This is a genomic window from Isoptericola sp. NPDC019571 (genome assembly GCF_044389385.1).
GTDB classification, from domain to species: Bacteria; Actinomycetota; Actinomycetes; order Actinomycetales; family Cellulomonadaceae; genus Isoptericola; species Isoptericola nanjingensis.
The window spans coordinates 140,133-165,300 of record NZ_JBIRXZ010000010.1 but is presented as its reverse complement, the minus strand read 5'-3'; the positions used below and the strand labels follow the sequence as shown (position 1 = coordinate 165,300).

22 protein-coding genes and 1 tRNA gene are annotated in these 25,168 nt (G+C 74.7%); 16 read left to right on the top strand and 7 right to left on the bottom strand.

The features are described 5' to 3' along the window. Positions 1 to 68: 68 nt before the first annotated feature. The 3 genes from ACH443_RS17340 to ACH443_RS17330 all read left to right on the top strand — a co-directional run bounded on the left by ACH443_RS17340 (position 69) and on the right by ACH443_RS17330 (position 2,252). Complete coding sequence (locus ACH443_RS17340; protein WP_430556566.1) at positions 69 to 710, top strand: GNAT family N-acetyltransferase; 642 nt, start codon at positions 69 to 71, stop codon at positions 708 to 710. Between the two features lie 93 nt (positions 711 to 803). Continuing rightward, positions 804 to 2,129, top strand: a complete 1,326-nt coding sequence (locus tag ACH443_RS17335) for a hypothetical protein (RefSeq protein WP_430591022.1) — start codon at positions 804 to 806, stop codon at positions 2,127 to 2,129. A gap of 50 nt (positions 2,130 to 2,179) precedes the next feature. Next, positions 2,180 to 2,252 (top strand) — tRNA-Ala (locus ACH443_RS17330). Positions 2,253 to 2,325: 73 nt separating this feature from the next. Here ACH443_RS17330 and ACH443_RS17325 read toward each other — a convergent pair. From ACH443_RS17325 to ACH443_RS17315, 3 genes are all read right to left on the bottom strand, one after another. Then, on the bottom strand, positions 2,326 to 2,967 hold the full coding sequence (locus ACH443_RS17325) for a hypothetical protein (protein WP_430591021.1): 642 nt from the start codon (positions 2,965 to 2,967) through the stop codon (positions 2,326 to 2,328). Positions 2,968 to 3,034: 67 nt separating this feature from the next. After that, positions 3,035 to 3,580 carry a sugar O-acetyltransferase gene (locus ACH443_RS17320; protein ID WP_430591020.1) on the bottom strand — a complete coding sequence of 182 codons (546 nt, stop codon included), beginning with the start codon at positions 3,578 to 3,580 and terminating at the stop codon, positions 3,035 to 3,037. A 36-nt stretch (positions 3,581 to 3,616) separates the two neighbouring features. Then, entirely contained in the window at positions 3,617 to 4,279 is a 663-nt protein-coding gene (locus ACH443_RS17315) for a hypothetical protein (RefSeq protein ID WP_430591019.1), read from the bottom strand. A gap of 88 nt (positions 4,280 to 4,367) precedes the next feature. Between ACH443_RS17315 and ACH443_RS17310 the strand changes: the two genes are divergently transcribed. From ACH443_RS17310 to ACH443_RS17300, 3 genes are all read left to right on the top strand, one after another. After that, complete coding sequence (locus ACH443_RS17310) at positions 4,368 to 4,820, top strand: MarR family winged helix-turn-helix transcriptional regulator (protein WP_430556560.1); 453 nt, start codon at positions 4,368 to 4,370, stop codon at positions 4,818 to 4,820. Positions 4,821 to 4,922: 102 nt separating this feature from the next. Then, positions 4,923 to 6,593, top strand: coding sequence for a hypothetical protein (locus ACH443_RS17305; RefSeq protein ID WP_430591018.1), 1,671 nt, complete (start codon positions 4,923 to 4,925; stop codon positions 6,591 to 6,593). Positions 6,594 to 6,735: 142 nt separating this feature from the next. Continuing rightward, the gene (locus ACH443_RS17300) at positions 6,736 to 8,193 is read left to right on the top strand and encodes a family 20 glycosylhydrolase (RefSeq protein ID WP_429764417.1); all 1,458 of its coding nucleotides are present in this window, start codon (positions 6,736 to 6,738) and stop codon (positions 8,191 to 8,193) included. A 72-nt stretch (positions 8,194 to 8,265) separates the two neighbouring features. Here ACH443_RS17300 and ACH443_RS17295 read toward each other — a convergent pair whose 3' ends face one another. Beyond that, on the bottom strand, positions 8,266 to 10,071 hold the full coding sequence (locus ACH443_RS17295; RefSeq protein WP_430591017.1) for a dolichyl-phosphate-mannose--protein mannosyltransferase: 1,806 nt from the start codon (positions 10,069 to 10,071) through the stop codon (positions 8,266 to 8,268). Positions 10,072 to 10,106: 35 nt separating this feature from the next. Between ACH443_RS17295 and rsmI the strand changes: the two genes are divergently transcribed. Next, complete coding sequence (gene rsmI / locus ACH443_RS17290) at positions 10,107 to 11,012, top strand: 16S rRNA (cytidine(1402)-2'-O)-methyltransferase (protein WP_430591016.1); 906 nt, start codon at positions 10,107 to 10,109, stop codon at positions 11,010 to 11,012. 75 nt (positions 11,013 to 11,087) lie between these two features. Here the strand turns inward: rsmI and ACH443_RS17285 are convergent, their stop codons facing one another. After that, the gene (locus ACH443_RS17285) at positions 11,088 to 11,681 is read right to left on the bottom strand and encodes an isochorismatase family protein (RefSeq protein ID WP_430591015.1); all 594 of its coding nucleotides are present in this window, start codon (positions 11,679 to 11,681) and stop codon (positions 11,088 to 11,090) included. Between the two features lie 226 nt (positions 11,682 to 11,907). Here ACH443_RS17285 and ACH443_RS17280 point away from each other — a divergent pair, with 226 nt between their 5' ends. Beyond that, positions 11,908 to 13,014, top strand: a complete 1,107-nt coding sequence (locus tag ACH443_RS17280) for an enolase C-terminal domain-like protein (RefSeq protein ID WP_430591014.1) — start codon at positions 11,908 to 11,910, stop codon at positions 13,012 to 13,014. 31 nt (positions 13,015 to 13,045) lie between these two features. Here ACH443_RS17280 and ACH443_RS17275 read toward each other — a convergent pair whose 3' ends face one another. Continuing rightward, positions 13,046 to 13,231, bottom strand: a complete 186-nt coding sequence (locus tag ACH443_RS17275) for a hypothetical protein (RefSeq protein ID WP_429764423.1) — start codon at positions 13,229 to 13,231, stop codon at positions 13,046 to 13,048. Positions 13,232 to 13,357: 126 nt separating this feature from the next. Here ACH443_RS17275 and ACH443_RS17270 point away from each other — a divergent pair, with 126 nt between their 5' ends. The 8 genes from ACH443_RS17270 to ACH443_RS17235 all read left to right on the top strand — a co-directional run bounded on the left by ACH443_RS17270 (position 13,358) and on the right by ACH443_RS17235 (position 23,819). After that, a complete protein-coding gene (locus ACH443_RS17270) occupies positions 13,358 to 14,641 on the top strand; it encodes a PQQ-dependent sugar dehydrogenase (RefSeq protein ID WP_430591013.1) in 1,284 nt (427 codons plus the stop codon). Between the two features lie 68 nt (positions 14,642 to 14,709). Next, complete coding sequence (gene metG / locus ACH443_RS17265) at positions 14,710 to 16,494, top strand: methionine--tRNA ligase (protein ID WP_429764425.1); 1,785 nt, start codon at positions 14,710 to 14,712, stop codon at positions 16,492 to 16,494. A gap of 2 nt (positions 16,495 to 16,496) precedes the next feature. Further along, positions 16,497 to 17,411: a TatD family hydrolase gene (locus ACH443_RS17260; RefSeq protein WP_430591012.1), complete on the top strand. Its 915-nt coding sequence runs from the start codon at positions 16,497 to 16,499 to the stop codon at positions 17,409 to 17,411. Positions 17,412 to 17,493: 82 nt separating this feature from the next. Then, a complete protein-coding gene (locus ACH443_RS17255) occupies positions 17,494 to 18,690 on the top strand; it encodes a ubiquitin-like domain-containing protein (RefSeq protein WP_430591011.1) in 1,197 nt (398 codons plus the stop codon). A gap of 275 nt (positions 18,691 to 18,965) precedes the next feature. Next, on the top strand, positions 18,966 to 20,207 hold the full coding sequence (locus ACH443_RS17250) for a transglycosylase family protein (RefSeq protein ID WP_430591010.1): 1,242 nt from the start codon (positions 18,966 to 18,968) through the stop codon (positions 20,205 to 20,207). Positions 20,208 to 20,588: 381 nt separating this feature from the next. Then, positions 20,589 to 21,944 (top strand): G5 domain-containing protein, encoded by a 1,356-nt coding sequence (locus tag ACH443_RS17245; RefSeq protein ID WP_430591009.1) that lies wholly within the window; start codon positions 20,589 to 20,591, stop codon positions 21,942 to 21,944. Positions 21,945 to 22,008: 64 nt separating this feature from the next. Continuing rightward, a complete protein-coding gene (rsmA, locus tag ACH443_RS17240) occupies positions 22,009 to 22,881 on the top strand; it encodes a 16S rRNA (adenine(1518)-N(6)/adenine(1519)-N(6))-dimethyltransferase RsmA (RefSeq protein ID WP_430556551.1) in 873 nt (290 codons plus the stop codon). Beyond that, positions 22,878 to 23,819, top strand: coding sequence for a 4-(cytidine 5'-diphospho)-2-C-methyl-D-erythritol kinase (locus ACH443_RS17235; protein WP_430591008.1), 942 nt, complete (start codon positions 22,878 to 22,880; stop codon positions 23,817 to 23,819). The genes rsmA and ACH443_RS17235 overlap by 4 nt, the downstream gene beginning before the upstream one ends. A gap of 222 nt (positions 23,820 to 24,041) precedes the next feature. Here ACH443_RS17235 and ACH443_RS17230 read toward each other — a convergent pair whose 3' ends face one another. Beyond that, the gene (locus ACH443_RS17230; RefSeq protein WP_430591007.1) at positions 24,042 to 25,037 is read right to left on the bottom strand and encodes an acetylxylan esterase; all 996 of its coding nucleotides are present in this window, start codon (positions 25,035 to 25,037) and stop codon (positions 24,042 to 24,044) included. Positions 25,038 to 25,168: the final 131 nt, after the last annotated feature.

The following is a 25,168-nucleotide window of genomic DNA, read 5'->3' as shown; positions in this document are numbered from 1 at the left end:
GCCGGAGACGCCGAGAACGGCTCCGGCCCGCGGGCAGGGGTGGGAGCGTCGGGACGGAACGAGGTGGCATGACGCACAAGCTCGCCCGCGGATGGGTCGTGTCCCGGCCGTGGCCGGTGACGCTGCGCGAGGACGGACCCTCGGGCACCGTCGTGCTGCGCCCGCTGCGCCGCAAGGACGGCCCCGAGTGGTTGCGCCTGCGGTCGGCGAACGCGAGCTGGCTCGAGCCGTGGGAGGCGACGTCGCCGGGGGAGCGGCCCGCCGTGTCGACGTTCGGCGACTACCTGCGTGCGCTGACCACCCAGGCGCGCGCGGGCACGACGCTGCCGTTCGCCGTCGAGCTCGACGGCGCCCTGGTGGGGCAGCTCACCGTGTCCCAGATCGTCTACGGCTCCCTGTGCTCCGCGAGCATCGGGTACTGGGTGTCGCGCGAGGTCGCGGGTCGTGGCGTCATCCCGACGTCGGTCGCCATGGCGGGCGACTACTGCCTCGCCGTGCTCGGGCTGCACCGCATCGAGATCAACATCCGCCCCGAGAACGCCCCGAGCCTGCGGGTGGTGGAGAAGCTCGGGTTCCGCGACGAGGGCGTGCGCGAGCGCTACCTGCACATCCAGGGCCGGTGGAGCGACCACCGCACGTTCGCCCTCACCACCGAGGACGTGCCGGAGGGCCTCCTGGCCCGCTGGCAGCGGGTGCGCGACGGCGGCTGACGCCGTCCCGCGGTCCCCGGACCCGCGACCCGACCACGGACACGCCGCGACGGCGTGCGTCGGCGGCGTCGTCCCGTCCCCTACCGTCGTGACGTGGAAACGTCGGCGGCAGGACTCGCGGTGCTCGCGCTGTTCGTCCTGTGGCTGGGCTTCTGGGTGCCGCACCGGCTGCGGCACCGCCAGCAGCTGCAGGACGCGCGGGTGGACGACAGGTTCTCCGGCGGGCTCCGGGTGCTGGCGGTGGCGGGTGCGGGCGGCACGCGCGGGGTGACGACCCCGACCGGCGGCGCGACGCCGCTGCTGGTGCCCGGCACGTCGTCGGAGGGCGGACGAGGGGAGCGACCGATGGGTCTGGACGACGACGGGGGCGCGTCGCGCGCCCTGACGGCCCCGCGCGCCACGGGGCAGGGCGAACGGCCCCGCGAGTCCCGCCTCGCCCTGTTCGAGCAGCGCGCCGCGAGGGCACGCCGCCGGCTCCTGCTGACCGTCCTCCTGCTGCTCCTCACGATCGGCGGCTGGGTCGTCGTCGGGCTCGGCCTGGTCGGCTGGTACGCCGCGGCCGCGCCCACCGCGCTCCTGCTCGTCGTGCTGGTGCTGGGCCGCGTCGCGGTACTGCAGGCCCGGCGCGCCGACGCGCGCTGGGTCGCGGATCGCAAGGCGGCGCAGCGGCAGGCGACCGAGGCGAGGGCCCTCGCCAACGGCGGACCGCACGCGCCGCGCAACCGCCCCCGGGTGACCGGCCACGCGGTGCGCCCGTCGGCGACGCACACCCAGCTCATCCCGCGCGTGTCGGCACCTGCCGACCTGACCTCGGCCCGCGCCGTCCCGCGCACGACGCGGCGCACCGAGCCCGCCTCCCCGAGCGCCCGCGTGACCGTCCCCGCCGACGGCGCGCGCGGCGAGGAGAGCGCGGAACCCGAGCCGGCCACGCGCCGTCGCGCCACCGCGTCGTCGGAGCGCCTGGTCTTCGACGTCCGCGCCGACGAGCGGCCGCCGGCGCCGGAGCCGGTCGTCGTCGTGGACCCGGGGGAGGGTGGCGACGCCGTACCCGCCGGGCCGCCGCCCGTGGGCAGCGAGCCGTGGGAGCCCGTACCCGTCCCCCTGCCGACCTACGTCACGAAGCCGGCGGCGCCTCGACGCGAGCCGCGGCCGCTCCCGACCGTGGCCGCGGGCCGTGCGATCCCGGCAGGCGAGGCCGCACGCGGTGCGGCGCTGGCCGCGACCGTCCGTGCGACGCTCGGACCGACCGCGACGCCCGCCGGGGCACCGGTCGCGGAGCGGGCCGGCACCCTGGACGCCACGTCGTCGACCGCCGACGCGACGGCGGACCTGACGGCCGTCGACGAGCCGCGGCCGCGCACCGAGACCCTCGGACTGCCCCTCGACGAGATCCTCGCCCGCCGTCGCGCGGCGGGCTGAGCCGATTTGGCGACCTGCCGTCACGGGGTGCTAATGTTGGCACCGCTCTCGGGGCTATGGCGCAGTTGGTAGCGCGTCTCGTTCGCAATGAGAAGGTCGGGGGTTCGAATCCCCCTAGCTCCACCGAAGGCCGAAGGCCGCCGCACCTGGTGCGGCGGCCTTCGTCGTTCCCGGGCGCTTGCGGACGTGTCCCGGGTCAGGCCGTGCGGCGCGACAGGAGTGCCGCGACGAGGAAGCAGAGCGCCCCGACGAGCGTCCCGGCCTGGTCCCACCACGCGCTGAGGTAGGTGCCCGTGGACGGTTCCACGTACGCCCCGACGGCGGAGGCGGCGAACGCCACGGAGCCGACGGCGTTGAGCCAGGTGCCGTGCCAGGTGCGCGCGTCGAGGTCCCACAGGTGCCCGCGGTCGCGGGTCGCGACGATCGCGAACGCGGACGAGACGAGGAACGCGACGGAGCCGTACGCGTCGGGCTTCCAGCCCGCCCCGAGCCGCCCCGGGTCGTCGACCGCGGCCACCAGGGCGGCGACCGCGCTCACGTTGAAGCACACGGTGCCGGCGAGCTGGACCGCGGCGGCCCACCAGTCCCACAGGTCGGCGGGGTGCGTGCCCGCGCGCGGCGGGCGGCGGCCGCTGAGGCTCAGCTGGACGAACGCCGCCGCGGTGAAGAACACGGACCCGACGACGAACGTGACGCCCGCCCCGACCGCGCCCACGGCGTCGGCGTAGGGCGGGAGCGCCCCGACGAGGAAGCACAGCGACCCGACGGCGAAGCCCCACGCCTCGCGACGCAGGCGGCGTCGCGAGGTGCTGGCGACGTCCCGACCTGCCGCGGACACCTCTGCAGCGTAGGAACGGGCGGCGGAGGGCCTCAACCGTCGGGCCCCTTTTCACCCTGACCAGGCCTCACCAGCTGCGGCGCACCGTCGCCTTGCCGCCGGTGACGAGGCTGCGCGGGGGCACGTCGTCGGCGACGACGGACCCGGCGGCGATCACCGAGTCCCGCCCGATGGTGACGCCCGGCAGGACGGTGGCGCCCGCGCCGATCCACACGTTCTCCTCGACGTCGATCGGGCCGCCGGTGAGCCACACCCTCCGGTCGTCGGTGTCGACCGGGTGGCCCACGGTGGTGATGAACGTGACCCGCGGCGCCACCATGACGCGCTCGGCCAGCCGGATCCCGGCGTAGTCGAGGAAGGTGCAGTTCTGGTTGACGAACACCCGGTCGGCGAGGTCGAGGTTGAGGCCGTGGTCCGTGTAGAAGGGCGGGGAGATCGTCGTCCTCGGCGGGAGGGCGCGCCCGAGGATCTGCTCGAAGAGCTCCGCCTTGCCCGCCTCGTCGTCGAACGGCAGCACGTTGAGGCGGGAGGTGAGCTCGGTGGCGCGGAGCACCCGCTCGGACATCGCCCGGAACTCGGGGCCGTGGATGCGCAGGAGGAGGTCGCTCGGCATCCCCCGATGGTGCCGGGCGCGTGCGACATCCCCTGCTCACGACGCCCGGGACCCGGGCGCCTCCCAGGGGAGCCGCGTGGTGACCGGCTCGGGCGCGGGCAGCGCCCCGCCGGCGGTGCCGCGAGCGGCCGGTCCCGGTGCGGCGCCGAGCCGCACGACGGACGTGCGGTCGTCGACGCGGACGGCGGCGAAGGCGCCCTGCGCGGGCACGTCGCGCGGCACCGGGATCGCGTGCCGTCCGGCCGGCAGGGTCGTGTCGAGGAGCGCGACGGTGTGGGGGACCGGGTCGGGTGGCACGGGCACGGCCCAGAGCGCTGTCGCCGTGACGTGCGCGGGTGCGGTGAGCGTCACGCGCAGCTCGCGGGACTCGGCGTCGTGCTCGACGCCGGGCGCCGGGCCGCCGACGAGCTCCTCCACCTGGGCGGTGAGCAGCGGCGCCATGCCGCCCAGCCCGCTGCGGAGCTGGACGTCGGGGTGGCGACGGAGCATCTCCGCCTCCAGGTGCTCGCGCAGCGGCGGCGGCACCTGGCCGCCGAAGAGCACGAGGTCGAGGTCGCGGGCGTCGTAGTCCTCGAGCACCCGGTCGAACTGGTTGGTCGCGTTCGCCGCGATGCCGCGGGCCCGCAGCATCGAGACCGTCTCGGTGAGGGCCCGCGCGCTGCGGCCCACCACGAGGACCCGCGTCGTCCTGTCGGTCATCGTCCGCTCCTTTGTTGGTGAAACCAAGATTGGCACGACCAACATACATCGAATGTGGGTCGCGCCAACACCCCGCTAGGCTCGGGGCATGCGCGAGCCCCAACCTCCCCGCCGCACGCCCGACCGGCAGAAGGACCGGCCGACGTGGCTGCTGGGGCGCGCCGCGGTGCGGTCGTCGGCGCTGCTCGCCGGCGCGTTCGCCGAGCAGGGCGACGGCCTGCGCGGCTACCACTACCGGCTCCTGGCCGCGCTCGAGCAGTGGGGCCCGGAGAGCCAGGCCGACCTCGGTCGGGACACGGGTATCGACCGGAGCGACGTCACCGGCGCCCTCCAGGAGCTCGAGGAGCGCGGCCTCGTGGAGCGGGAGGAGGACCCCGCGAACCGTCGCCGCAAGATCGTGTCGGTCACGCCGTCCGGCCTCGCCGAGCTCCGGAGGCTCGACGAGGTTCTCGACGGGGTGCAGGAGGCGCTCCTCGCACCCCTCTCCGCCGCGCAGCGCCGGCAGTACGCGGAGATCATGGCGCTGCTCGCCGACGCCTGACCCGCAGTGGCGCCCGAGGCCGGGCCGCGTCGCGCCGCGCGCATGTGACGAGGTCGTGGAAGCCGTCGACCAGCGGTCGGTGGATGCGCAAAGATGAGGGGCGTGCCCCTCCGGAACGTCCGATTCGTCCTGCCCGTCTTCCTGACCGGTGCACTCGCCCTCACCGGCTGCGCGGCCTCGTCGCCCAGCGAGTCGGCGAGCCCGTCGACGGGCGCCCCGGCGGTCGCGGTGCGCGACCTGTCCACGCACACGGTGCTCCTCGACGCGGCCGACCCGGCCGAGCTCGCCCTCACGACGAGCCAGACGGTCTTCGCGCGCTCGGAGGTCGTGGTCCTCGCGGACGCGGACGACGCGGGAGCGCGGGAGGCCCTCGCTGCCACGGCGGAGGCCGTGCACGCCCCGGCGCTCCTGGCGGACGACGCCGGGACGGGGGTCGCCGAGGAGCTCGAGCGGCTCGGCGCGCGCGCGGCGGTCGTCGTCACGGGCGACGCGCGGGCGGAGGGCGCCGCCACGGGTGCCGCGGACGGCGCCGACGCCTCGGGCGCTGCCGACGAGGGCGCCGGGGCGGACCCGGGCGCGGCGGCGCGCCAGGTCGCGGACGCCGCCGGCGTCCAGGCGATCACCGTCAGCCCCGACGTCGTCGGCGGGGAGGGCGGCGCGGGCGACGGTGCGGGCCCGACGCTCGAGGACGACGACCTGGAGGATCTCGTCGACAGCCTCGACTCCCTGCTGGGCGAGGGCCCGGGGGCGTCCCCCTCCGCGTCGGGGGGGACGGAGGGGGCGCCCCGCCTGCTGCGCGAGGTGCTCGCGCTGGTCGACCCGCAGGAGGGTCAGGAGGCCGCGATCGCGTCGTTGCGCGCGGCCGGGGCAGTGACGACCGAGGTGCCCGGCGGCGACCTCGCGTCCGCGCGCGTCGTCGAGACGGTGGACCGCGCGCAGGCGCTCACCGTCGTGGGGGTGGGGCGGTCGTTCGGCGATGCCGGGACCTTCGCCTGGCGCGTCGCGGCCGCGGAGCGGGCGGCGCTGCTGCCCACCGGGTCGCAGCACCTGCTGCCGGCGCGCTACGTCGCGGTCGACGGGTCGGTCTGGGACGAGCCCGCATCCGCCGTCGCGCGGGCGCAGGCCGCGGCCGCCGCCTCCGTGCCGGGCGACGACGCGCCGCACGACGGTGCCGACGCCCCCGTGGTGCCGACGCTGGTGCTGCCGGTCAGCGCCACCGCGAGCGCCCCGGGCGAGGACGGCGACTGGGTGACGCAGGAGGACGTGGACGCGCTGCGCCCGCTGGTCGACGCGGCGCGGGACGCCGGGGTGTACGTGCTGCTCGACGTCGGGGCCGGCCCGGCGCCGGTGGTCGAGCAGGTGCGCGCGGCCGAGCCGCTGCTGCGGACGCCCGGGGTGGGGGTCGCCCTGCACCCCGAGTCCCGGGTCGGGGACGGTGCCGCGACGACGTCCCACCAGATGTCGGCGGACGAGCTCGACGACGTGACCACGTTCCTGGCCGACCTGGTGTCGCGGGAGGGGCTTCCGCCGGCGCTGCTGGTCGTGCACCAGACGCGACCCGAGTCGGTGCCCGACCGGTCCCTGCTGCGCTCGGTGCCCCAGGTGGAGACGCTGGTCCTCGCCGACCTGACCGGCGGCGCCACGACCGGCGAGTGGGTGTGGAACCAGGTGAGCGCCGACCTGCCCGACGGCGTGCACCTGGGGTGGTCGGGTCCGGCGGCGGGAGCGGTCGTCCCGACCGACCCGGCGCCGGTGCTGATCGCCACCTCCTGACCGTCGCTGTGCTCTCCGGCGCCGCCGGACGGCGTCGTTGACAGGGGTTCGATCGATTCGGCAGGATCACTAACGTAACGTTTCGATCCTCCGTCGGCGCCGACCGGGTGCCGTCGACCCGCGCCCCTGGAGACCGATCATCGTGCTGTCCCTGATCCCGTGGCCCACCGTCGTCGACGGGCAGGACGTCGCCCCGCTCGCCCTGGACGCCGCCCGCCTCGTCGCGCCCGACGACGCCCTCGCCGTCGTCGCGGCCGAACAGCTCGAGGCGGTGGGCGTGCGCGTCGTCGACGCGGGGTCCGCGGCGGAGGGTGCCACGCCGGTGGTGCTGCGCCTCGACGACGCCGCCGGACCCGAGGGCTCCGCCAGCCCCGAGCGGTACACGCTGCGCGTGACGACGGCGGGCGTGGAGGCCACCGCTCCGGAGCCGGTCGGCCTGCTGCACGCGGTGCGCACGCTGCGCCAGCTCGTCCCCGCTGCCGCGGCAGGCAGCGCGCGCGAGGTGCCCGCCGTCGTCGTGCACGACGCGCCGCGGTACGGCTGGCGCGGGCTGTCGTTCGACGTCGTGCGGCACTGGTTCGGCCCCGAGGACATCCGCGCCGTCGTCGACCTGGTCGGTGCGTTCAAGCTGCGGGTGCTGCACCTGCACCTCACCGACGACCAGGGCTGGCGGATCGAGACGCCGTCGCGCCCCGAGCTGGAGAAGGCGTCCGACAGCCAGGTCGGCGGCGGCACGGCCGGCTTCCTCACGGTCGACGACTTCCGCGAGCTGCAGGAGTACGCGGCGGCGCGGTTCGTGACGATCGTCCCCGAGTTCGACATGCCCGGGCACATCAACGCGGCCACGCAGGTCTACGGGGCGCTCACCAAGGACGGCCTGCCCACCGATCCGTACGAGGGCATCGAGGTGGGCTTCTCGCGTCTCTGGTTCGACAACCCGGCCACCGAGCCGTTCCTGCGCGACGTGATCGGCGACGTCGCCGCCATGACGCGGGGCGACTGGGTGCATGTCGGCGGCGACGAGGTGCACACGATGGAGGTCGAGGAGTTCGCGAAGTTCGTCGAGCTCGCCGCGCGGATCGTGCGCGAGCACGGCAAGACGCCGATCTTCTGGCAGGAGGGCGCCCGGGGCCCCGTCGAGCCCGGCACGCTGCTGCAGTACTGGGAGCCCAAGGGCGAGGAGTTCGCGCGCTTCGTCGCGGCGGCGCACGCCGGCGCGCGGTTCATCATGTCGCCCGGCAACCACGCCTACCTCGACATGAAGTACACGCCCGAGCACGAGCTCGGCCTGCACTGGGCGGGCTACGTCGAGCTGCGCGACTCCTACGAGTGGGAGCCCACCGCCGTCATCGACGGCCTGCCCGCCGACTCCGTGGAGGGCGTCGAGGCCGCCGTCTGGACCGAGACGATCACCACCCGCGACGAGCTGTTCTCCATGCTGCTGCCGCGCCTCGGCGCCGTCGCCGAGGTGGCCTGGACCGCGCCCGAGCGCAAGGACTGGGAGGCCTTCCGCGCCCGCACCGCCGCCCAGGCGCCCGCCTGGCGCGCCGGTGGCTGGGCCTTCCACCAGACCCCGCAGGTCGACTGGCCCACCCCCTGAACGCTGTGAGCGGGCGTCTGGCCCTGTCTCGGGTCCGAAGCAGGGCCAGACGCCCGCTCACAACACCTGGGGCTAGATCCAGGACTCCAGCCGCATGACGTTCTGCCAGTACGAGTACGGCACCTGCATGCCCGTCCACAGCGGGTAGAAGACCGCCGACACGGCGAGGACCACGACGAGGACGGCGACGATCACCGCGACGGCGAGCGAGCGCTCGCGGCGTCGTCCCTCCGTGCGCTCCAGCGCCACGAGCATCGGATAGACGAGCGTCAGCACCACGAACGGGGTGAAGACGATCGAGTAGAAGGTGAAGATCGTCCGGTCGCTGAACGGCGGCGCGTAGGCGAACCAGGGCAGCCAGCCGGCGGCGGTGCCGCTCAGGACGGCGAGGGCGCGCCAGTCGCGCAGCCGGATGCCCAGCCAGATCGTCGCGACGATCGCGATCGCGCCGAGGAGCCACAGCAGCGGGTTGCCGAGCGACGTGACCGCACGGGCGCACGCCTCCGCGGCGTCGGCGGGGCAGGAGCCCTGGCCGGGCGACTCCTTCTCCCAGAAGAACGACGTGGGCCGCCACTGCACGATCCAGCCCAGCGGGTGCGACGCGTACGGGTGGTCCGAGGAGAGCCCGGTGTGGAAGTCCCACATCTGCTGGTGGTAGTGGAGCAGGCTGCGCAGCGGGTCCGGCAGCCAGGTGACGCCCTCGCCAGGATGCTCGGCCGCCCACTGGCGCAGGTAGGCGCCCTGGTTCACGAACCACGACCACCACGACGCGAGGTAGACGACGAACGCGGTGGGCACGATGGTGAGGAAGGCGGGCACGGCGTCGACGACGAGGGAGTCCTCCCACCAGCGGCCGACGCCGGCGGCGCGGCGGGCCGCGAGGTCCCACAGCACGGTGAGGATGCCGAAGACGGCGACGAACCACAGGCCCGACCACTTGGTGCCGCACGCCAGGCCGAGGCTGACGCCCGCGGCGAGGCGCCACCAGCGGAAGCCGAGGCGGGGGCCGTACCTGGCCACGGTGCCGCCGGCGTCGAGGATCTCCGCGACCCGGCCCGCGAGCCGGCGCCGGGCCTGCTCGCGGTCCATCAGCAGGCAGCCGAACGCGACCAGCACCCAGAACATGAGGAACTGGTCGAGCAGGGCCGTGCGGGAATGCACGATCGCCTCGCCGTCGACGGCGAGCAGCAGGCCCGCGACCACCCCCATCGTGGTCGACGCGAACAGCCGCCGGGCGATCCGCACCAGCAGGAGGACGGCGAGGATGCCGACGATCGCGCTGGAGAGCCGCCACGCGAACGAGCTGGTGGCGCCGCCGCCCGCCTCCATGCCGAGCCAGATCATCCACTTGCCGATCGGCGGGTGGACGACGTAGGCGGCCTTGTCGAGATAGGTGAGGACGTCGCCCGCCTCGAACGCCGGGTTCGGCTCGTCGGGCCACTGCGCCTCGAAGCCGAGGCGGCCGAGCGTGAACGCGTCCTTGACGTAGTAGGTCTCGTCGAACACGAGCTGGTGCGGCTGGCCGAGCTGCCACAGCCGGGCGACCGCCGCCAGCAGCGTGACGACGATCGTGCCGACCCAGCCCCAGAACCGGTCGCGACGGCGGAGGTCGAGGCGCATGCGCCGGGCGCCGAGAAGCCGCTCCAGCAGCTTCGCCTGGGTCGTGCGGCCGTCGCCGTCGGCGGGCGTCGGGGACGGCGAGGGTGCCGGCACGCCGGGGAACGGCGGCGGGGGCTGGTGCGACGGCGGCACCGGCGCGCCGCCGGCCTCGGGTGCCCCGTCGGGGGCGTCGGCCGCGCGGTGGCGCGCGTGGTTCGTCGGCGTGCCCGCGTGCGCGGGATCGCCGGTGGTGGTGGCGTCGGCGTCGGGGGCGGTCACCGGGTCATCGTAGGGGCCGTGCGACGCTGGTCACCATGACCTCCGAGCCTTCCGCCGTACCCGCTGACGCACGCCGTCCCGCCCCGCGCGCCGAGGCCGGCGCGGTCGTCCTCGCGGCGACACCCATCGGGAACGCGGAGGACGCGTCGCCGCGGCTGCGGCGGCTGCTCGCGGAGGCCGACGTCGTCGCGGCCGAGGACACGCGCCGCCTGCACGCCCTGGCCGCACGTCTGGGCGTGACCGTGGCCGGGCGCGTGACGTCGTACCACGAGCACAACGAGGAGGCGCGCGCCGACGAGCTGCTCGACGTCGTCGCGGACGGCGGCACCGTGCTCGTCGTGTCCGACGCCGGCATGCCCGCGGTGTCCGACCCGGGCTACCGCGTCGTGGCCCGCGCCGTGGAGCGGGACCTGCGCGTGACGGCGGCGCCCGGGCCGTCGGCGGTGCTCACCGCGCTGGCCCTGTCGGGGCTGCCCACCGACCGGTTCACCTTCGAGGGGTTCGTGCCGCGCAAGGCGGGGGAGCGGTCGCGGTGGCTCGGCGCGCTCGCCGCGGAGCCGCGCACGATGGTCTTCTTCGAGGCGCCGCACCGGATCACCGACACGCTGCACGCCATGGCCGACGCCTTCGGCGCCGACCGGCCCGCCGCCGTCTGCCGCGAGCTGACCAAGACGTACGAGGAGGTGCTCCGCGGGCCGCTCGCGGACGTCGTCGCCGAGGCCGACGCCCGCGCCGCCGCCGGCGACGGCCTGCGCGGCGAGATCTGCGTCGTCGTCGGTGGCGCGCCCGTGGGCGCCGCGCCGAGCGTCGAGGACCTCGTGCCCGAGGTGCTGGCCCGCGTCCGGGCGGGGGAGCGGCTCAAGGCCGCCGTCGCCGATGTCGCCACCGCCGCGGGGGTGCCCAAGCGCGACCTGTACGCCGCCGCCCTCGCCTCGAGATAGAGAACCCCCCACCTCGAGATAGAGAACCCCGAGCGCGAGATAGAGAGGGCCTCTCTATCTCGCGGGGTTGGTTCTCTATCTCGCGGCGGAGTCGGCGAGCTCGACGCCGGCGGCGGCGAGCTCGACGCGGGCCTGTTCCCCCTGCTCGGGGCTGACGGGGATCGTGAGGTCGGTCAGCACGCGCGTCGCGAGGCCCAGGCCGACCGCGTCGAGGGCGGTGCGCTTCACGCAGTGCGACTCGACGAGGCCGACGACGTCGACCGCCTCGACGCGGGCGTCGCGCAGGGCCTGCTCCAGCGTGCGCCCGTCGGCGTCGGTGCCCTCGAAGCCGGAGTAGCCGTGGGCGTACTGCCCCTTCTTCACGGACACGTCGGGGCTCAGGTCGGCGAGCGCGGGGTGCAGCTCGGCGTTCGGCGTGCCGGCGATGCCGTGCGGAGGCCACGAGTCGACGTAGTCGGGGTGGTCGCTGAAGTGCTCGCCGGGGTCGATGTGCCAGTCCTGCGTGGTCACGACGATCTCGTACCGGTCGCGGTGCGCGGCGGCGTACGCCGCGACGTCCTCGGCGACCTGGTTCCCGCCGTCGACGGCGAGCTCCCCGCCCTCGCAGAACGTGGGCTGGACGTCGACGATGATCAGGGCGCGGACGGTTGCGGGTGCGGCGTCACTCATGCCGCCAGCCTGCCACGGCGCCCGGAGACTCAGGGGCCGTCGCCGCCGCCGCCGTCGAAGAATCCACCGCCGTCCATCCGGCCAGGTGTCGACGGAGGTCGCCCGGGTCGGCGGGCGCCGCGCGGTGCGTACGCCCCGGGCTTCCCGGCCATCATGGTGGACGCGGCGGCCGCGAGCGTGCCGCGCCGACGTCGCCCGCACCGCTCCCGACCCCGTGAAGGGACCCATGACCTCCGCCGACCCCCGCATCGCCTCCGTCCGCCTCGCCCGCCTCGAGACGCGCTACCCCCGCACCGTGGGGCGCAACGCCCGGCTCGGCAGCCACGGCGACGGACCCGACTCCGACGTCGCGGTGCTCGTCGCCGACGACGGGCGCACCGGCTGGGGCCTGGTGGAGGGCCCGCCGGGCGACGTCGCTCGGGTCGAGGGCCGGAGGCTCTCCGAGCTGGCGGACCCCGCGGTGGGCGTGCTCGACCCCACCGACCGCTGGCTGGACATCGCCCTGCACGACCTGCTCGGCGTCGTGCACGACGCTCCCGTCCACGCCCTGCTCGGAGGGCGCGGAAGCACCGACGTCGCGGTCTACGACGGCGCCATCTACTTCGACGACCTCGACCCGCAGGAGTCGCCGCGCGGGGTCGACGTGCTGCTCGACGAGTGCCGGGCCGACGCGGCCCTCGGGTTCCGCGACTTCAAGCTGAAGATCGGCCGTGGGAACCGCTGGATGGACCGGGCCGCGGGGGACGCGCGCGACGTCGCCGTCACGCGCGCCGTCCGCGAGGCGTTCCCCGACGCGCGGATCCTCGTCGACGCCAACGACGGCTACGACCTGGAGGGCTTCCTCTCCTACCTCGACGCCGTCGCGGACGCCGACCTGTTCTGGGTCGAGGAGCCGTTCCTCGACGACCCGGGCGACCTCAAGGCCCTGCGGTCCTGGCTCGACGACCGCTCGCCGGCCACGCGCATCGCCGAGGGCGAGACCAGCCCCGACGTCGACGCCCTGCTGCCGGTGGCGACGAGCGGCGCGATCGACGTGCTGCTCATGGACGTGATGTCGTTCGGCCTCACCGCGTGGCGGGAGCTCATGCCGCACCTGGCGGGCACGGGCGTGGAGGCCTCCCCGCACGCCTGGGGCCGCCCCCTCAAGACGCGGTACGCCGCGCACCTCGCCGCCGGGCTCGGCAACGTCGAGGTCGTCGAGGGCGTGCCGGGCCGCGTGGCGGGGGTCGACGCGGCCCTGCTGCTGCCGCGCGACGGCGTGCTGCACCTCGACGACTCTCCCGGCTTCGGCCTGCCCCTGCCCTCCGACGCCCACCTGCGCCCGGCCCGCTAAGGCCCGCCCGGACGGTCTCAGCAGAGGAAGGTCAGTAGGGGAAGAAGGTGGTGCCCGAGGGGCGCAGCGGCTCGACGCACATCGTCCCGGACTTCGGTCGGGCGTCGAGGGCGCCGTCGGGCGCGACCGGGAGGTGTGCGAGGTCGCGGGGGCGTTCGGCCTCCGCCTCGCGCTCCGTGCTGCGGAACCAGCTCGACACGGTGCTGACGATGCTCATCACGACCTCCGGGCTCGGCGTCTCTCCGGGCTTGGTGCTGCCTTGACCTCAGGGTGCCAGAACTTCGACCGACGGTCGACCACGGGTCGACCGACGCGCGAGGGCTCTGGGCGGGAGGATGGGGCCATGGACTCACGGCAGCGGACCTCCACCGCCCGCTGGGGCGCGGCGACCGTCGTCGCGCTCCTGACGCTCACCGGGTGCGGCTCCGTGGGCGACGACGGCCCGCCCCAGGTGTCGAGGACGTCGACGTCGCTCGGCCCGGCCGACGCCTCTCCTGCGCCCGGCGCCTCGGCGAGACCCACGGCGACCTCCATGCCCGAGGTCTCGGTCGAGACGGTCGTCGAAGGCCTCGACGTGCCGTGGGGCCTCGCCCCGCTGCCGGGCGGCGCGCTGCTGATCAGCCTGCGCGACGAGGCGCGGCTCGTGGTCGTCGACCCCGACGCCGGCACGACGACGGACGTCACCGGTCCCGGCGCGGACGCGCTCGCCGCGCAGACCACCCCCGACGGCGAGGGCGGGCTGCTCGGCGTCGCGCGCGACCCGGGCTCGGGCGACGTGTTCGTCTACCGCACCGGCGCCGACGACAACGCCGTGCTGCGCGGCGCGCTGGACGGGACGGTGCTCGGCGGGCTCACGACCGTCCTCGACGGCATCCCGCGCGCCGGCCACCACGACGGCGGCGGCCTGGCCTTCGGCCCCGACGGGTTCCTCTACGTCGGCACCGGCGACGCGGGGGACGGGGAGGCCTCGCAGGACCGGGCGTCGCTCGCCGGCAAGATCCTGCGCGTCACGACCGACGGTGACCCGGCGCCCGGCAACCCCGACGCCGGCTCGCCGGTCTGGACCTTCGGCCACCGCAACGTGCAGGGCCTCGCCTGGGACGCGTCGGGGCGGATGTTCGCGAGCGAGTTCGGGCAGAACACGTGGGACGAGCTCAACGAGATCGAGCCGGGCGGCGACTACGGCTGGCCCGACGTCGAGGGGCCGGGCCTCGAGGGGCAGCCCCAGGCGGGCGACGGCACCGTCGCCCCGGTCGCGTGGTGGCCCACGTCCGACGCGTCGCCGTCCGGCCTGGCGGTGACCGACGACGCCGTGTACCTCGCCGGGCTGCGGGGGGAGCGGCTGTGGCGGGTGCCCTTCGGCGGCACCGCGTCCGGCGCGGACGAGGGCGGCGACGGGGCAGGGCCGGGCCCGAGCAAGGACGCCGTGGACGCGGACGGGAGCGTCCGGCCGCTCGGTGAGCCGCAGGCGCTGCTCGCGGGCGAGCTGGGCCGGCTGCGCAACGTCGCCCCCGTCGAGCCGGGCGGTGGCGACGCGGACGGCCTGTGGGTGCTGACCAACAACACCGACGGCCGCGGCTCGCCGCGCGACGGCGACGACCGCCTGGTCCGGGTCACGTTCGGCTGACGCGGCGGGCCCGGCCGGGCCGCGGACCGCTCGGACGCGTCGTCGTCCGGGCCCTTAGAATCGCCCGCATGACCCACATCCTCTCGGCCGTGGCGTGGCCCTACGCCAACGGCCCGCGGCACATCGGCCACGTCGCCGGCTTCGGCGTTCCCTCCGACGTCTTCAGCCGGCACATGCGGATGGCGGGTCACGACGTGCTGATGGTCTCCGGCACGGACGAGCACGGGACGCCGATCCTCGTGCAGGCGGAGCAGGAGGGCGTGACGCCGCAGCAGCTCGCGGACCGCTACAACCGGGTCATCGTCGAGGACCTCACGTCGCTCGGGCTGTCCTACGACCTGTTCACCCGCACGACGACGCGCAACCACTACGCGGTCGTGCAGGAGATGTTCCGCACGGTGCACAAGAACGGCTACATGGTCGAGAAGACCACGATGGGCGCGATCTCCCCGTCCACCGGCCGCACGCTGCCCGACCGGTTCATCGAGGGCACGTGCCCCATCTGCGGGTACGACGGCGCGCGCGGCGACCAGTGCGACAACTGCGGCAACCAGCTCGACCCGATCGACCTGATCAACCCGCGCAGCCGCATCAACGGCGAGACGCCCAAGTTCGTCGAGTCGAACCACTTCTTCCTCGACCTGCCGGCGCTCGCGGACGCGCTGGGCGACTGGCTGCGCACCCGCACCGGCTGGCGCCCGAACGTGCTGAACTTCAGCCTCAACCTGCTCGACGACATCCGGCCGCGCGCCATGACGCGCGACATCGACTGGGGCATCCCGGTGCCGCTCGAGGGCTGGGAGGAGAACCCGACCAAGCGGCTGTACGTGTGGTTCGACGCCGTCATCGGGTACCTCTCGGCGTCGATCGAGTGGGCGCGGCGCACGGGCGACCCGGAGGCGTGGCGCGCGTTCTGGAACGAGGAGACCGCCCGCTCCTTCTACTTCATGGGCAAGGACAACATCACGTTCCACTCCCAGATCTGGCCGGCCGAGCTGCTGGCCTACGACGGGAAGGGCTCGCGCGGCGGCGCGCCGGGCCCGTACGGGACGCTGCAGCTGCCCACCGAGGTGGTCAGCTCCGAGTTCCTCAACGTCGAGGGGCAGAAGTTCTCGAGCTCGCGCGGCGTGGTCATCTACGTGCGCGACATGCTGGCGCGCTACCAGCCGGACGCGTTCCGTTACTACGTGGCGGCGGCCGGCCCGGAGAGCCAGGACGTCGACTTCACGTGGGACAGCTTCCTGCGCCGCACCAACGACGAGCTCGTGGCGGGCTGGGGCAACCTCGTGAACCGCACCGCGAGCATGGTGCACAAGAACTTCGGGCAGGTCCCGACGCCGGGCGAGCTGGCCGACGTCGACCGCGGCGTCCTCAAGGCGACGTCCGAGGCGTTCGGCACGGTCGGCGGGCTCATCGGGTCCAACCGGCAGCGCGCGGCGATCGCGGAGGCGATGCGCGTCGTCGGCGACGTCAACCGGTACGTCTCCGAGACGGAGCCCTGGAAGCTCAAGACGGACCCGGACCGGCTCGCGACCGTGCTGCACACGGTCACGCAGGCCGTGAGCGACTGCAACACGCTGCTCAGCCCGTTCCTGCCGCACTCGGCGCAGCAGGTGCACGAGACCATGGGCGGCACCGGCACGTTCGCGCCCCAGCCGCGCATCGACGAGGTCACCGACCTCGACGACGACTCCCGGCAGTACCCGGTCATCACGGGCGACTACGACTTCCCCTCCTGGGAGTCGCGACCCGTGACCCCGGGCACCGAGATCGCGAAGCCCACGCCCGTGTTCACCAAGCTCGACGACTCGATCGTCGAGGAGGAGCTCGAGCGGCTGCGCGAGAAGGCCTGAGGGTGGCGCGCAAGCGCGAGCGCGGGTTCCCGGCGGAGCCCGCGCCCCTGCCCGTCGCGGTCGCCGACAACCACACGCACCTCGACGCGATCGCGGGCGTGCTGCCGGACGACGTCCCCGCACCCGGCGTCGGCGAGCACCTCGCCCGCGCCGCGGCGGCGGGCGTGGACCGCGTCGTGCAGGTGGGCTGCGACCTGCCCGGCATCGACTGGACGGTCGACCTGCTGGCCGCGGGGCACCCGGGCGTGCTCGCCGCCGTCGCGATCCACCCGAACGAGGCCGTGCTGCACGCGGGCGTCCGCGAGGTGGGCCCGGACGGGCTGGAGCCGGACCCGGCGCCGCACCACGCCGTCGCGCTCGACGACGCGCTGGCCCGCGTCGCGGAGGTCGCGCGGGCGCACGACCGCGTGCGCGCGATCGGCGAGACGGGCATGGACCTGTTCCGCACCGGCCCGCGGGGGGAGGCGGTGCAGCGCGAGGCGTTCCGGGCGCACGTCGCGCTGGCCAAGGAGCTGGGCCTGGCGCTGCAGATCCACGACCGGGACGCGCACGCGCAGGTGATCGACGTCCTGCTCGCCGACGGCGCCCCCGAGCGCACCGTCTTCCACTGCTACTCGGGCGACGAGGAGATGGCCGCCCTGGCGGCCGAGCACGGCTGGTTCCTCTCGTTCGCTGGCCCCGTGACCTACCCGAGGAACGACCACCTGCGCGGCGCGCTGCGCGCCGTCCCCCTCGAGCTGGTGCTGGTCGAGACCGACGCGCCCTACCTGCCGCCGCACCCGTACCGCGGCCAGCCGAACGCCCCGTACGTCGCGGCGCACACCGTGCGCGCGATGGCGGACGTCCTCGAGCGGCCGCTGGACGAGGTGTGCCGGGCGCTCTCCGCGACGTCCGAGCGCGTGTACGGCACGTGGTGAGGGACCGGTGAGCGGTCGAGGGCTTCCCCCCTGGTCACGGTTCCGTTACGGTCTGGTGCTCGTGCGGAGGTCGAGGGCGAAGGTGGCGTCGGACAGGGCGACGGCTCCGGCGGCGACCCCTCGCCGGGGCGCCCTCACCGGGCCCGCGCGCCACGTCGTGCACGGCACCGTGGTCCTCGCGCTGGTGGGCGGCACGGCCGCCGTCACGCAGGTGCACAAGACGGTGACGATCGACTACGACGGCCACGTCGCGACCGTCGACTCGTACGGCGCGTCGGTGGCCGACGTGCTGCGCTACCACCACATCCCGCTCGGCCCGGACGACCTCGTGCAGCCGGCCGCGTCGTCCGCGGCCGCGGACGGCGGCCAGGTCGTGGTCCGCTCGAGCCGCGAGGTGACGGTCGAGATCGACGGCGAGGTCACGACCTTCCCGACGACGGCGCACACGGTGGGCGAGCTGCTCGCGGCGCTCGGGCCCCGGGGGACGGACGCCGTGACGTCGGCGTCGCGCACCGCGGCGCTGGACCGGACCCCCGTGCGGGTGTCGACCACGAAGACCGTGCAGGTGGCCGTGGACGGCCTGGTGCTGCCCATCCGCACGGCGCAGTCCACGGTGCGCGACGTCCTGGCGACCGCCGGCATCACCCTCGGTGAGCACGACCGCACGTCGGTGCCGCTCGGCGGGGCCGCGGTCGACGGGATGCTCGTCATGGTGAGCCGCGGGGACACCGACGCCGACCGGAAGACCGAGGTCATCCCGTTCGAGACGGAGAAGGTCGAGTCGGACGAGCTGCCGAAGGGGTACGAGGTGGTGCGCACGGCCGGCGTGCCGGGGGAGCGCGTCACGACCTATGAGGTGCGCACCCTGGACGGCGCCGAGGTGCAGCGCACCGTGGTCGACCGCGAGGTGACGCGCGAGCCGGTGGACGAGGTCGTCGTGGTGGGCACGCTCGAGGTCTCGACGGCGAACCCGGACCCGGGCTCCGCGAAGGCGATCGGCAAGGCGATGGCCGCCGAGCGCGGCTGGGGCGACGACCAGTACGCCTGCCTCGAGAAGCTGTGGGACAAGGAGTCCGGCTGGCGCTGGAACGCCGAGAACCCGTCCAGCGGGGCGTACGGCATCCCGCAGGCGCTGCCCGGCACCAAGATGGCGACCGCCGGCTCGGACTGGCGCACGAACCCGTCGACGCAGATCGAGTGGGGCCTGGGCTACATCTCCGGCCGGTACGGCACGCCGTGCGGGGCGTGGAGCCACTCCATGTCGGTCGGCTGGTACTGATCCCCGCTCGCCGACGCGAAATTGAGGACGCGCGGCGACCCCTGTGAGACGGCTCACGCCGTTCGTCCGGACTTTCCGGGCACGACGGGACGGAACCGGGCATCTTTACCATAGCCAGGCTTGGCCGATGATCACGATCCGGTTACGGTCTTCGGAGCCACCGGATCGACCACGCCCCGACAGCCAGCCGGGACCCCGCCGTCGTGACCGGACCGCACGACGACTGGACCTGTGTGAACCCCTCGAACGAGACTCCCCACTCCTCGGCCGAGTCGATGCCCGAGGCTGGGCCCGACGCAGCAGCCGCCCCCACGACGACCGCCACGCGCCGTCGCCGCCGGCTCCCGCTCATCGCGGGTCTCGCCGCCGGCGCGCTCGTCGTCGCGGGAGGTGCGGCCACCGCCTACGAGAGCGCACGCAAGAGCGTGACGCTCGACATCGACGGCGAGACGCGCACCGTCGAGACCTTCTCCGGCTCCGTCGCCGGCCTGCTGGACGCCCAGGGCGTCGAGGTGGGCGAGCGCGACGCCGTCACCCCCGACGCGGACGCCGCCCTGCGCGACGGCTCGCAGGTCGTGGTCCGCTCCGGGCACGAGCTCACCGTGGACGTCGACGGCGAGCAGGACGACGTGTGGGTCACGGCGCTCGACGCCGAGGAGGCGCTGCGCGGCCTCGACGCCCGCGGCTCCGACGTCTCCCTCGTCGCCTCCCGCTCCGGCGACCGCGCCTCGCTGCCGCTGCAGCTCGACGCCGACCAGCCGGTCGCGGTCGTCGCGGACGGCACCACCACGGTGGTCGACGACGGCTCCGTCGGCCTGGAGGCGATCCTCCAGGGCCTCGGCCTCAAGGTCGACGACGACGACCACGTCTTCGTGGAGCGTCAGACCGCCAAGACCGAGGGCGACCCGGCGGTGCGCATCGTCATCGAGCGCGTCGAGACGAAGAAGGTCACCAAGAAGGTCGCGGTGGACCACAAGTCGCGCACCGAGAAGGACGCCGACCGCTACGCCGACCAGGGCAGCACGGTCGCCCAGGAGGGCAAGGACGGCGAGCGCACGCTCACGTACCGCGTGACCACGGTCGACGGCGACGTCGTCGCCAAGAAGAAGCTCTCGGACAAGGTGACGACCAAGCCGGTCACGGAGGTCGTCGTCGAGGGCACCAAGGAGCGCCCCGAGCCGGAGCCCGAGCCCGCGCCGAAGGAGACCTCGTCCTCCTCGTCGTCGAGCTCCTCGTCCTCGTCGTCCGGCTCGACGTCGAAGGCCACCGGCTCCGCGCCCGCGGGCGTGTGGGCCGACCTCGCCCAGTGCGAGTCGGGCGGCAACCCGGCGACGAACACCGGGAACGGCTACTACGGCCTGTACCAGTTCTCCGCGCAGACCTGGCAGGCGATGGGCGGCTCCGGCCTCCCGTCGGAGAACTCGGCAGCCGAGCAGACCCGCATCGCCAAGAAGCTGCAGGCGCAGTCCGGCTGGGGCCAGTGGCCCGGGTGCGCGGCGAAGCTCGGTCTGCTCTGACCTGACGCCCGACGGGCCTCGCGCCCGCCACCGACCGCCCGGGACGGCACCGCCGTCCCGGGCGGTCGTGCGTCGGGGCCCTCCGCGCGCCGGGTGGGATGTGGGTCTCGTCACGACGCCGCCGACGGATTAGGTCTCCGATAACGAATCGGTTACGGTCGAGTGTCCCGCGTGCGAGCCGTGCTCGACAGGTGTATGTGACGCGGGCCCCTGAACCGCCGGATCGGTGGGTCGGAACTCGGCGCCTTCGGGCGCCGGGCCGGGAGCGAGGCGCCAGCGCGCCGCCCCGGTGCGTGACGGGCCGCCGGCCCGCCCCTGACCACCGTGCCCGGACAGCACGACGACTGGACTCTCGTGACACGCTCCCCCCAGACCTCTCCCGTGCCCGCCGTGCCGGACGCCGACACCGTCGCTCCCGCCACGACCCGCAGCCGCCGCCGCTGGCCGTTCCTGGCCGCGGCGACCGCCGCCGCGGTCGCTGTCGCCGGTGGCGCCGTCGCGTACGCGGACGCCCGCAAGACCGTCACGCTCGACGTGGACGGCGACGTCAAGACCGTGACGTCCTACTCCGGCTCCGTCGACGACCTGCTCACCTCGCAGGGCGTCGTCGTCGGCGACCGCGACCTCGTGACCCCGTCGGCCGACGCCGCGCTCGAGGACGGTTCCGACGTCGTCGTGCGCTCCGGCAAGGAGCTCAGCCTGCAGGTGGACGGCAAGGACACCGACGCGTGGGTCACCGCCCTCGATGCCGACGAGGCGCTCGACACCCTCACCGCCCGTGGCGGCGACGTGCGCATCGTCGCCTCCCGTGACGGCGAGCGGGCCTCGCTGCCGGTGGACGTCGACACCGACGGCCCGGTGGCCGTGGTGCACGACGGCACGACCGACGTGGTCGAGGACGCGGAGGACGTCGAGGCCGTGCTGGCCGAGGCGGACGTGGAGCTCGGGAAGCGCGACCGCGTGCACGTCACCGACGCCGCCAACGGCGAGGTGAAGAAGCACGTCGCCGCCGCCGTCGCGGACGAGAAGAAGCAGGCCGAGAAGCAGGCCGAGAAGGACGGTGCGCAGACCGAGCAGGTCGCCGCCGCCGAGACCCCCGCCGCCGGGACCCCCGCGGCCGCGACCGAGGTCGCCACGCCGCAGGTGGCCGTCGTCGTGCAGCGCGTCGAGACCACGAAGGTCACGACCACCAAGGCCGTCGACCACAAGACCACGACCAAGAAGTCCGCCGACCGGTACTCCGACGTCGACGCGAAGGTCGTGAAGAAGGGCAAGGACGGCGAGCGCACGATCGTCCACCAGGTCACCACGATCGACGGCAAGGTCGTGAAGAAGACCAAGGTCTCGGACGAGGTCACCACCAAGCCCGTGACCCGCGTGCTGGTGAAGGGCACCAAGGAGCGCCCGGAGCCCGAGCCGGCGGCGCCGACGTACTCCGGCTCCACCCGCTCGATCGGCAAGCAGATGGCCGCCGCCCGCGGCTGGACCGGCTCGCAGTGGACCTGCCTGGAGTCGCTCTGGACCAAGGAGTCGGGCTGGAACGCCTCGGCGGCCAACCCGTCGTCCGGCGCCTACGGCATCCCGCAGTCGCTGCCCGGCTCGAAGATGGCCTCGGCCGGCTCCGACTGGCAGAGCAACCCCGCCACCCAGATCGAGTGGGGCCTCGGCTACATCGCGGACGTGTACGGCACGCCGTGCGGCGCGTGGGGCCACTCGCAGTCGGTGGGCTGGTACTGAGCCGCCCGTCCTGAGTCGCCCGTCCTGAGTCGTCGGCCGCGGGCCGACGAATAGACTCGCCCCCATGACGAACACCCCTGGCGCCCTGCTCGGCCCTGCGGAGATCCGCGAGCTGGCAGGGCGCCTCGGCGTCCGCCCCACCAAGCAGCTCGGGCAGAACTTCGTGCACGACGGCGGCACGGTGCGCAAGATCGTCCGCGCGGCCGGGCTGCGACCGGGGGAGCGGGTCGTGGAGATCGGCCCTGGGCTGGGGTCGCTGACCCTCGGCCTGCTGGAAGCCGGGGCCTCGGTCGTCGCGGTCGAGATCGACCCGGTGCTGGCGGGTCAGATCGCCGAGACGGTGCGCAAGCACGCCCCCGACGCCGACTTCGAGGTGGTGCCCGCCGACGCCCTCGAGGTCACCGAGCTGCCGGGCGAGGCGCCGACGGCGCTCGTCGCGAACCTGCCCTACAACGTGGCCGTTCCGGTGCTGCTGACCTTCCTGCAGCGGTTCCCGAGCCTGGAGCGCGTGCTCGTCATGGTGCAGGCCGAGGTGGCCGACCGGCTCGCCGCCGGCCCCGGGTCGCGCACGTACGGCGTGCCGTCGGTGAAGGCCGCCTGGTACGCCGACGCGCGCCGGTCGTTGAACGTCAGCCGGCACGTGTTCTGGCCGGAGCCCAACGTGGACTCCGCCCTCGTGGCGCTGGAGAAGCGCGAGCCCCCCGTCACGACCGCGACGCGCGAGCAGGTCTTCGCCGTCGTCGACGCCGCGTTCGCCCAGCGCCGCAAGACGCTGCGCGCCGCCCTGTCCGGCACGTTCGGCTCCGGCGCCGCCGCCGAGGAGGCGCTGCGCGCCGCGGGCGTCGACCCCGGGCTGCGGGGCGAGCGGCTCGAGGTCACGGACTTCGCGCGCATCGCCGAGCAGCTTCCCGTCGCGGCGGGCACGGTGGACGCGTGACGCATCTCGCCGCCGCCCCGTCGCCGTCCGTCCGGGTCCGCGCGCCCGGCAAGGTCAACCTGTCGCTGCGCGTCGGCGCGCGGCAGGCCGACGGCTACCACCCGCTGTCGACGATCTTCCAGGCCGTGGCGCTCTACGAGGAGGTGACGGCCACGCAGGTGCCGGAGGGCGCCGGCGTGACGATCACCGTGGACGGCCCGCAGGCCGAGCTCGTGCCCGTCGACGGGTCGAACCTCGCCTGGCGTGCCGCCGAGGCCCTGGCGACCCAGGTCGGCGTGGCGCCGGACGTCGCGCTGCACCTGGCCAAGGGCGTGCCCGTCGCCGGGGGCATGGCGGGCGGCTCCGCGGACGCCGCGGCCACCCTGGTGGCCTGCGACGCGCTGTGGCAGACCGGTCTGAGCCGCGACGACCTGGCGACGCTCGCCGCGGGCCTCGGCTCGGACGTCCCGTTCGCCCTGCTGGGGCACACCGCCGTCGGGACCGGGCGCGGCCACCTGCTGACGCCGGCCATGACCCGCGGCGAGTTCCACTGGGTGTTCGCCGCCCAGGCCGAGGGCCTGTCGACGCCGGCCGTCTACGACCGGTTCGACGAGCTGACCGGCCCGGACGACGCCGTCGACGAGCCGGGGCTCGACGAGGACACCGGGCTGATGCAGGCGCTGCGCGCCGGCGACGCGCACGCCCTCGGGTACGCCCTGCACAACGACCTCGAGGCTGCCGCGCTCGCCCTGCGCCCCGAGCTGGAGCGCACCATCGCCGTCGCGCGGGAGGCCGGCGCCCTGGGGGCGTTCGTCTCCGGTTCCGGCCCGACCGTCGCGGCGCTCGCCCGGTCGCGCCAGCACGCGCTGGCCGTCGCCGCGTCCTGGACCGCCGAGGGCGTCGCCGACTCCGTGTGGTGCACCTCCGGCCCCGCGCACGGCGCCCGCCTGCTGCCCTGACCGCGAGGTGGTACCGAACCTGGCGAGGTAGTACCCATCTCGCCGAGGTAGTACCCCTCCCCGCGAGGTAGTGCGAAACCTGCCGAGGTAGTGCCCCTCCCGTCGAGGTAGTGCCCGAGCGCAGGTGGTATGCGAGGTATGTCTTAGGTGCCCGTACTACCTCGGCGAGATTCGTACTACCTCGGCTGGCCTGGTACTACCTCGGCGGTCAGAGGTGCTTGGTCAGAGGTGCTTGGCCAGCCAGGCGAGGGTCGGGGCGAAGCGGTAGCCCTGGCCACCCTCGTGGCGGTTGTGGGGGTAGACGTCGATCGCCGTGTCCGGTGCGGTCCCGCCCAGCGCGCCCCACTGGTTGTACGCGGCGTAGACCGTGGACGGCGGGCAGACGTCGTCGCGCAGGGCGGTCGAGAACAGCGCCGCCGCGCGGGCGCGGCGGGCGAACGAGACGCCGTCGAGGTAGGAGAACGTGCGCCAGACGGCGTCCTCGTGCTCGCGGTGCACGGACAGGTACTGCGTGATCTCGCCGTACGGGAACGCGTCGGAGATCTGCACGGCGCGGCGGTAGTGGCACAGGAACGGCACGTTCGGCACGGCGGCGGCGACGTCGGGCACCAGGCCGGCGACGGCGATCGCGATGCCACCGCCCTGGCTCGTGCCGGCGACGGCGACGCGCGCGGGGTCGATCCCCTCGACGCGGCGCACGGCGTCCACGGCGCGCACGCCGTCGGTGAAGACGCGCCGGTAGTAGTGCTCGTGCGGGTCGAGGACGCCGCGCGTCATGAAGCCGGGAGAGGCGGGGCCGCTGCCCACCGGGTCGGGGGTGTCGCCACCGTGGCCCCAGCCCGAGCCCTGACCGCGGGTGTCCATGACGAGGTGCGCGTAGCCCGCGGCGGCGAGGCCCAGGTGGTCGTGCGCCAGCCCCCGCCCGCCGCCGTAGCCGACGAACTCGACGACCGCCGGCAGCGGGCCGTCGGCAGCGGCGTCGTGGCGCGCGGGCCGCGTCAGCCACGCCTTGACCGGCTGCCCGTCGAAGCCCGGGAAGGTCACGTCGTCCACGACGAGCTCCGTGAGGCCGGTGTCCGCGCGCTCCAGCGTCGGGGCGTCGTCGTGCGCGCGCGACTCGACGAGGGTCTGCTCCCAGAACGCGTCGAAGTCGGCGGGCTCGTCGATCTCGGGCACGTACGCCTCGAGCTCGGCGACGGGCAGGTCGAACTGGGCCATCGGGTTCCTCCGGGGACTTCCTGCGGGGCCACCGCAGCGGTGCGGTGTCGGGCTGCACTGTAGCGGGCCGGCAGGCGGCCTTGGAGAACGTTTCCCCGCGCCGGACGTCTACGCTGCGACCAGTCGGACGG

Coding starts and splice junctions, on each gene's coding strand:
- ACH443_RS17340 (WP_430556566.1), top strand. CDS start 69: ATGACGCACAAGCTCGCCCGCGGATGGGTCGTGTCCCGGCCGTGGCCG.
- ACH443_RS17320 (WP_430591020.1), bottom strand. CDS start 3,580: ATGCCGAGCGACCTCCTCCTGCGCATCCACGGCCCCGAGTTCCGGGCG.
- ACH443_RS17315 (WP_430591019.1), bottom strand. CDS start 4,279: ATGACCGACAGGACGACGCGGGTCCTCGTGGTGGGCCGCAGCGCGCGG.
- ACH443_RS17310 (WP_430556560.1), top strand. CDS start 4,368: ATGCGCGAGCCCCAACCTCCCCGCCGCACGCCCGACCGGCAGAAGGAC.
- rsmI (WP_430591016.1), top strand. CDS start 10,107: ATGACCTCCGAGCCTTCCGCCGTACCCGCTGACGCACGCCGTCCCGCC.
- ACH443_RS17285 (WP_430591015.1), bottom strand. CDS start 11,681: ATGAGTGACGCCGCACCCGCAACCGTCCGCGCCCTGATCATCGTCGAC.
- ACH443_RS17280 (WP_430591014.1), top strand. CDS start 11,908: ATGACCTCCGCCGACCCCCGCATCGCCTCCGTCCGCCTCGCCCGCCTC.
- ACH443_RS17275 (WP_429764423.1), bottom strand. CDS start 13,231: ATGAGCATCGTCAGCACCGTGTCGAGCTGGTTCCGCAGCACGGAGCGC.
- ACH443_RS17270 (WP_430591013.1), top strand. CDS start 13,358: ATGGACTCACGGCAGCGGACCTCCACCGCCCGCTGGGGCGCGGCGACC.
- metG (WP_429764425.1), top strand. CDS start 14,710: ATGACCCACATCCTCTCGGCCGTGGCGTGGCCCTACGCCAACGGCCCG.
- ACH443_RS17250 (WP_430591010.1), top strand. CDS start 18,966: ATGCCCGAGGCTGGGCCCGACGCAGCAGCCGCCCCCACGACGACCGCC.
- rsmA (WP_430556551.1), top strand. CDS start 22,009: ATGACGAACACCCCTGGCGCCCTGCTCGGCCCTGCGGAGATCCGCGAG.
- ACH443_RS17230 (WP_430591007.1), bottom strand. CDS start 25,037: ATGGCCCAGTTCGACCTGCCCGTCGCCGAGCTCGAGGCGTACGTGCCC.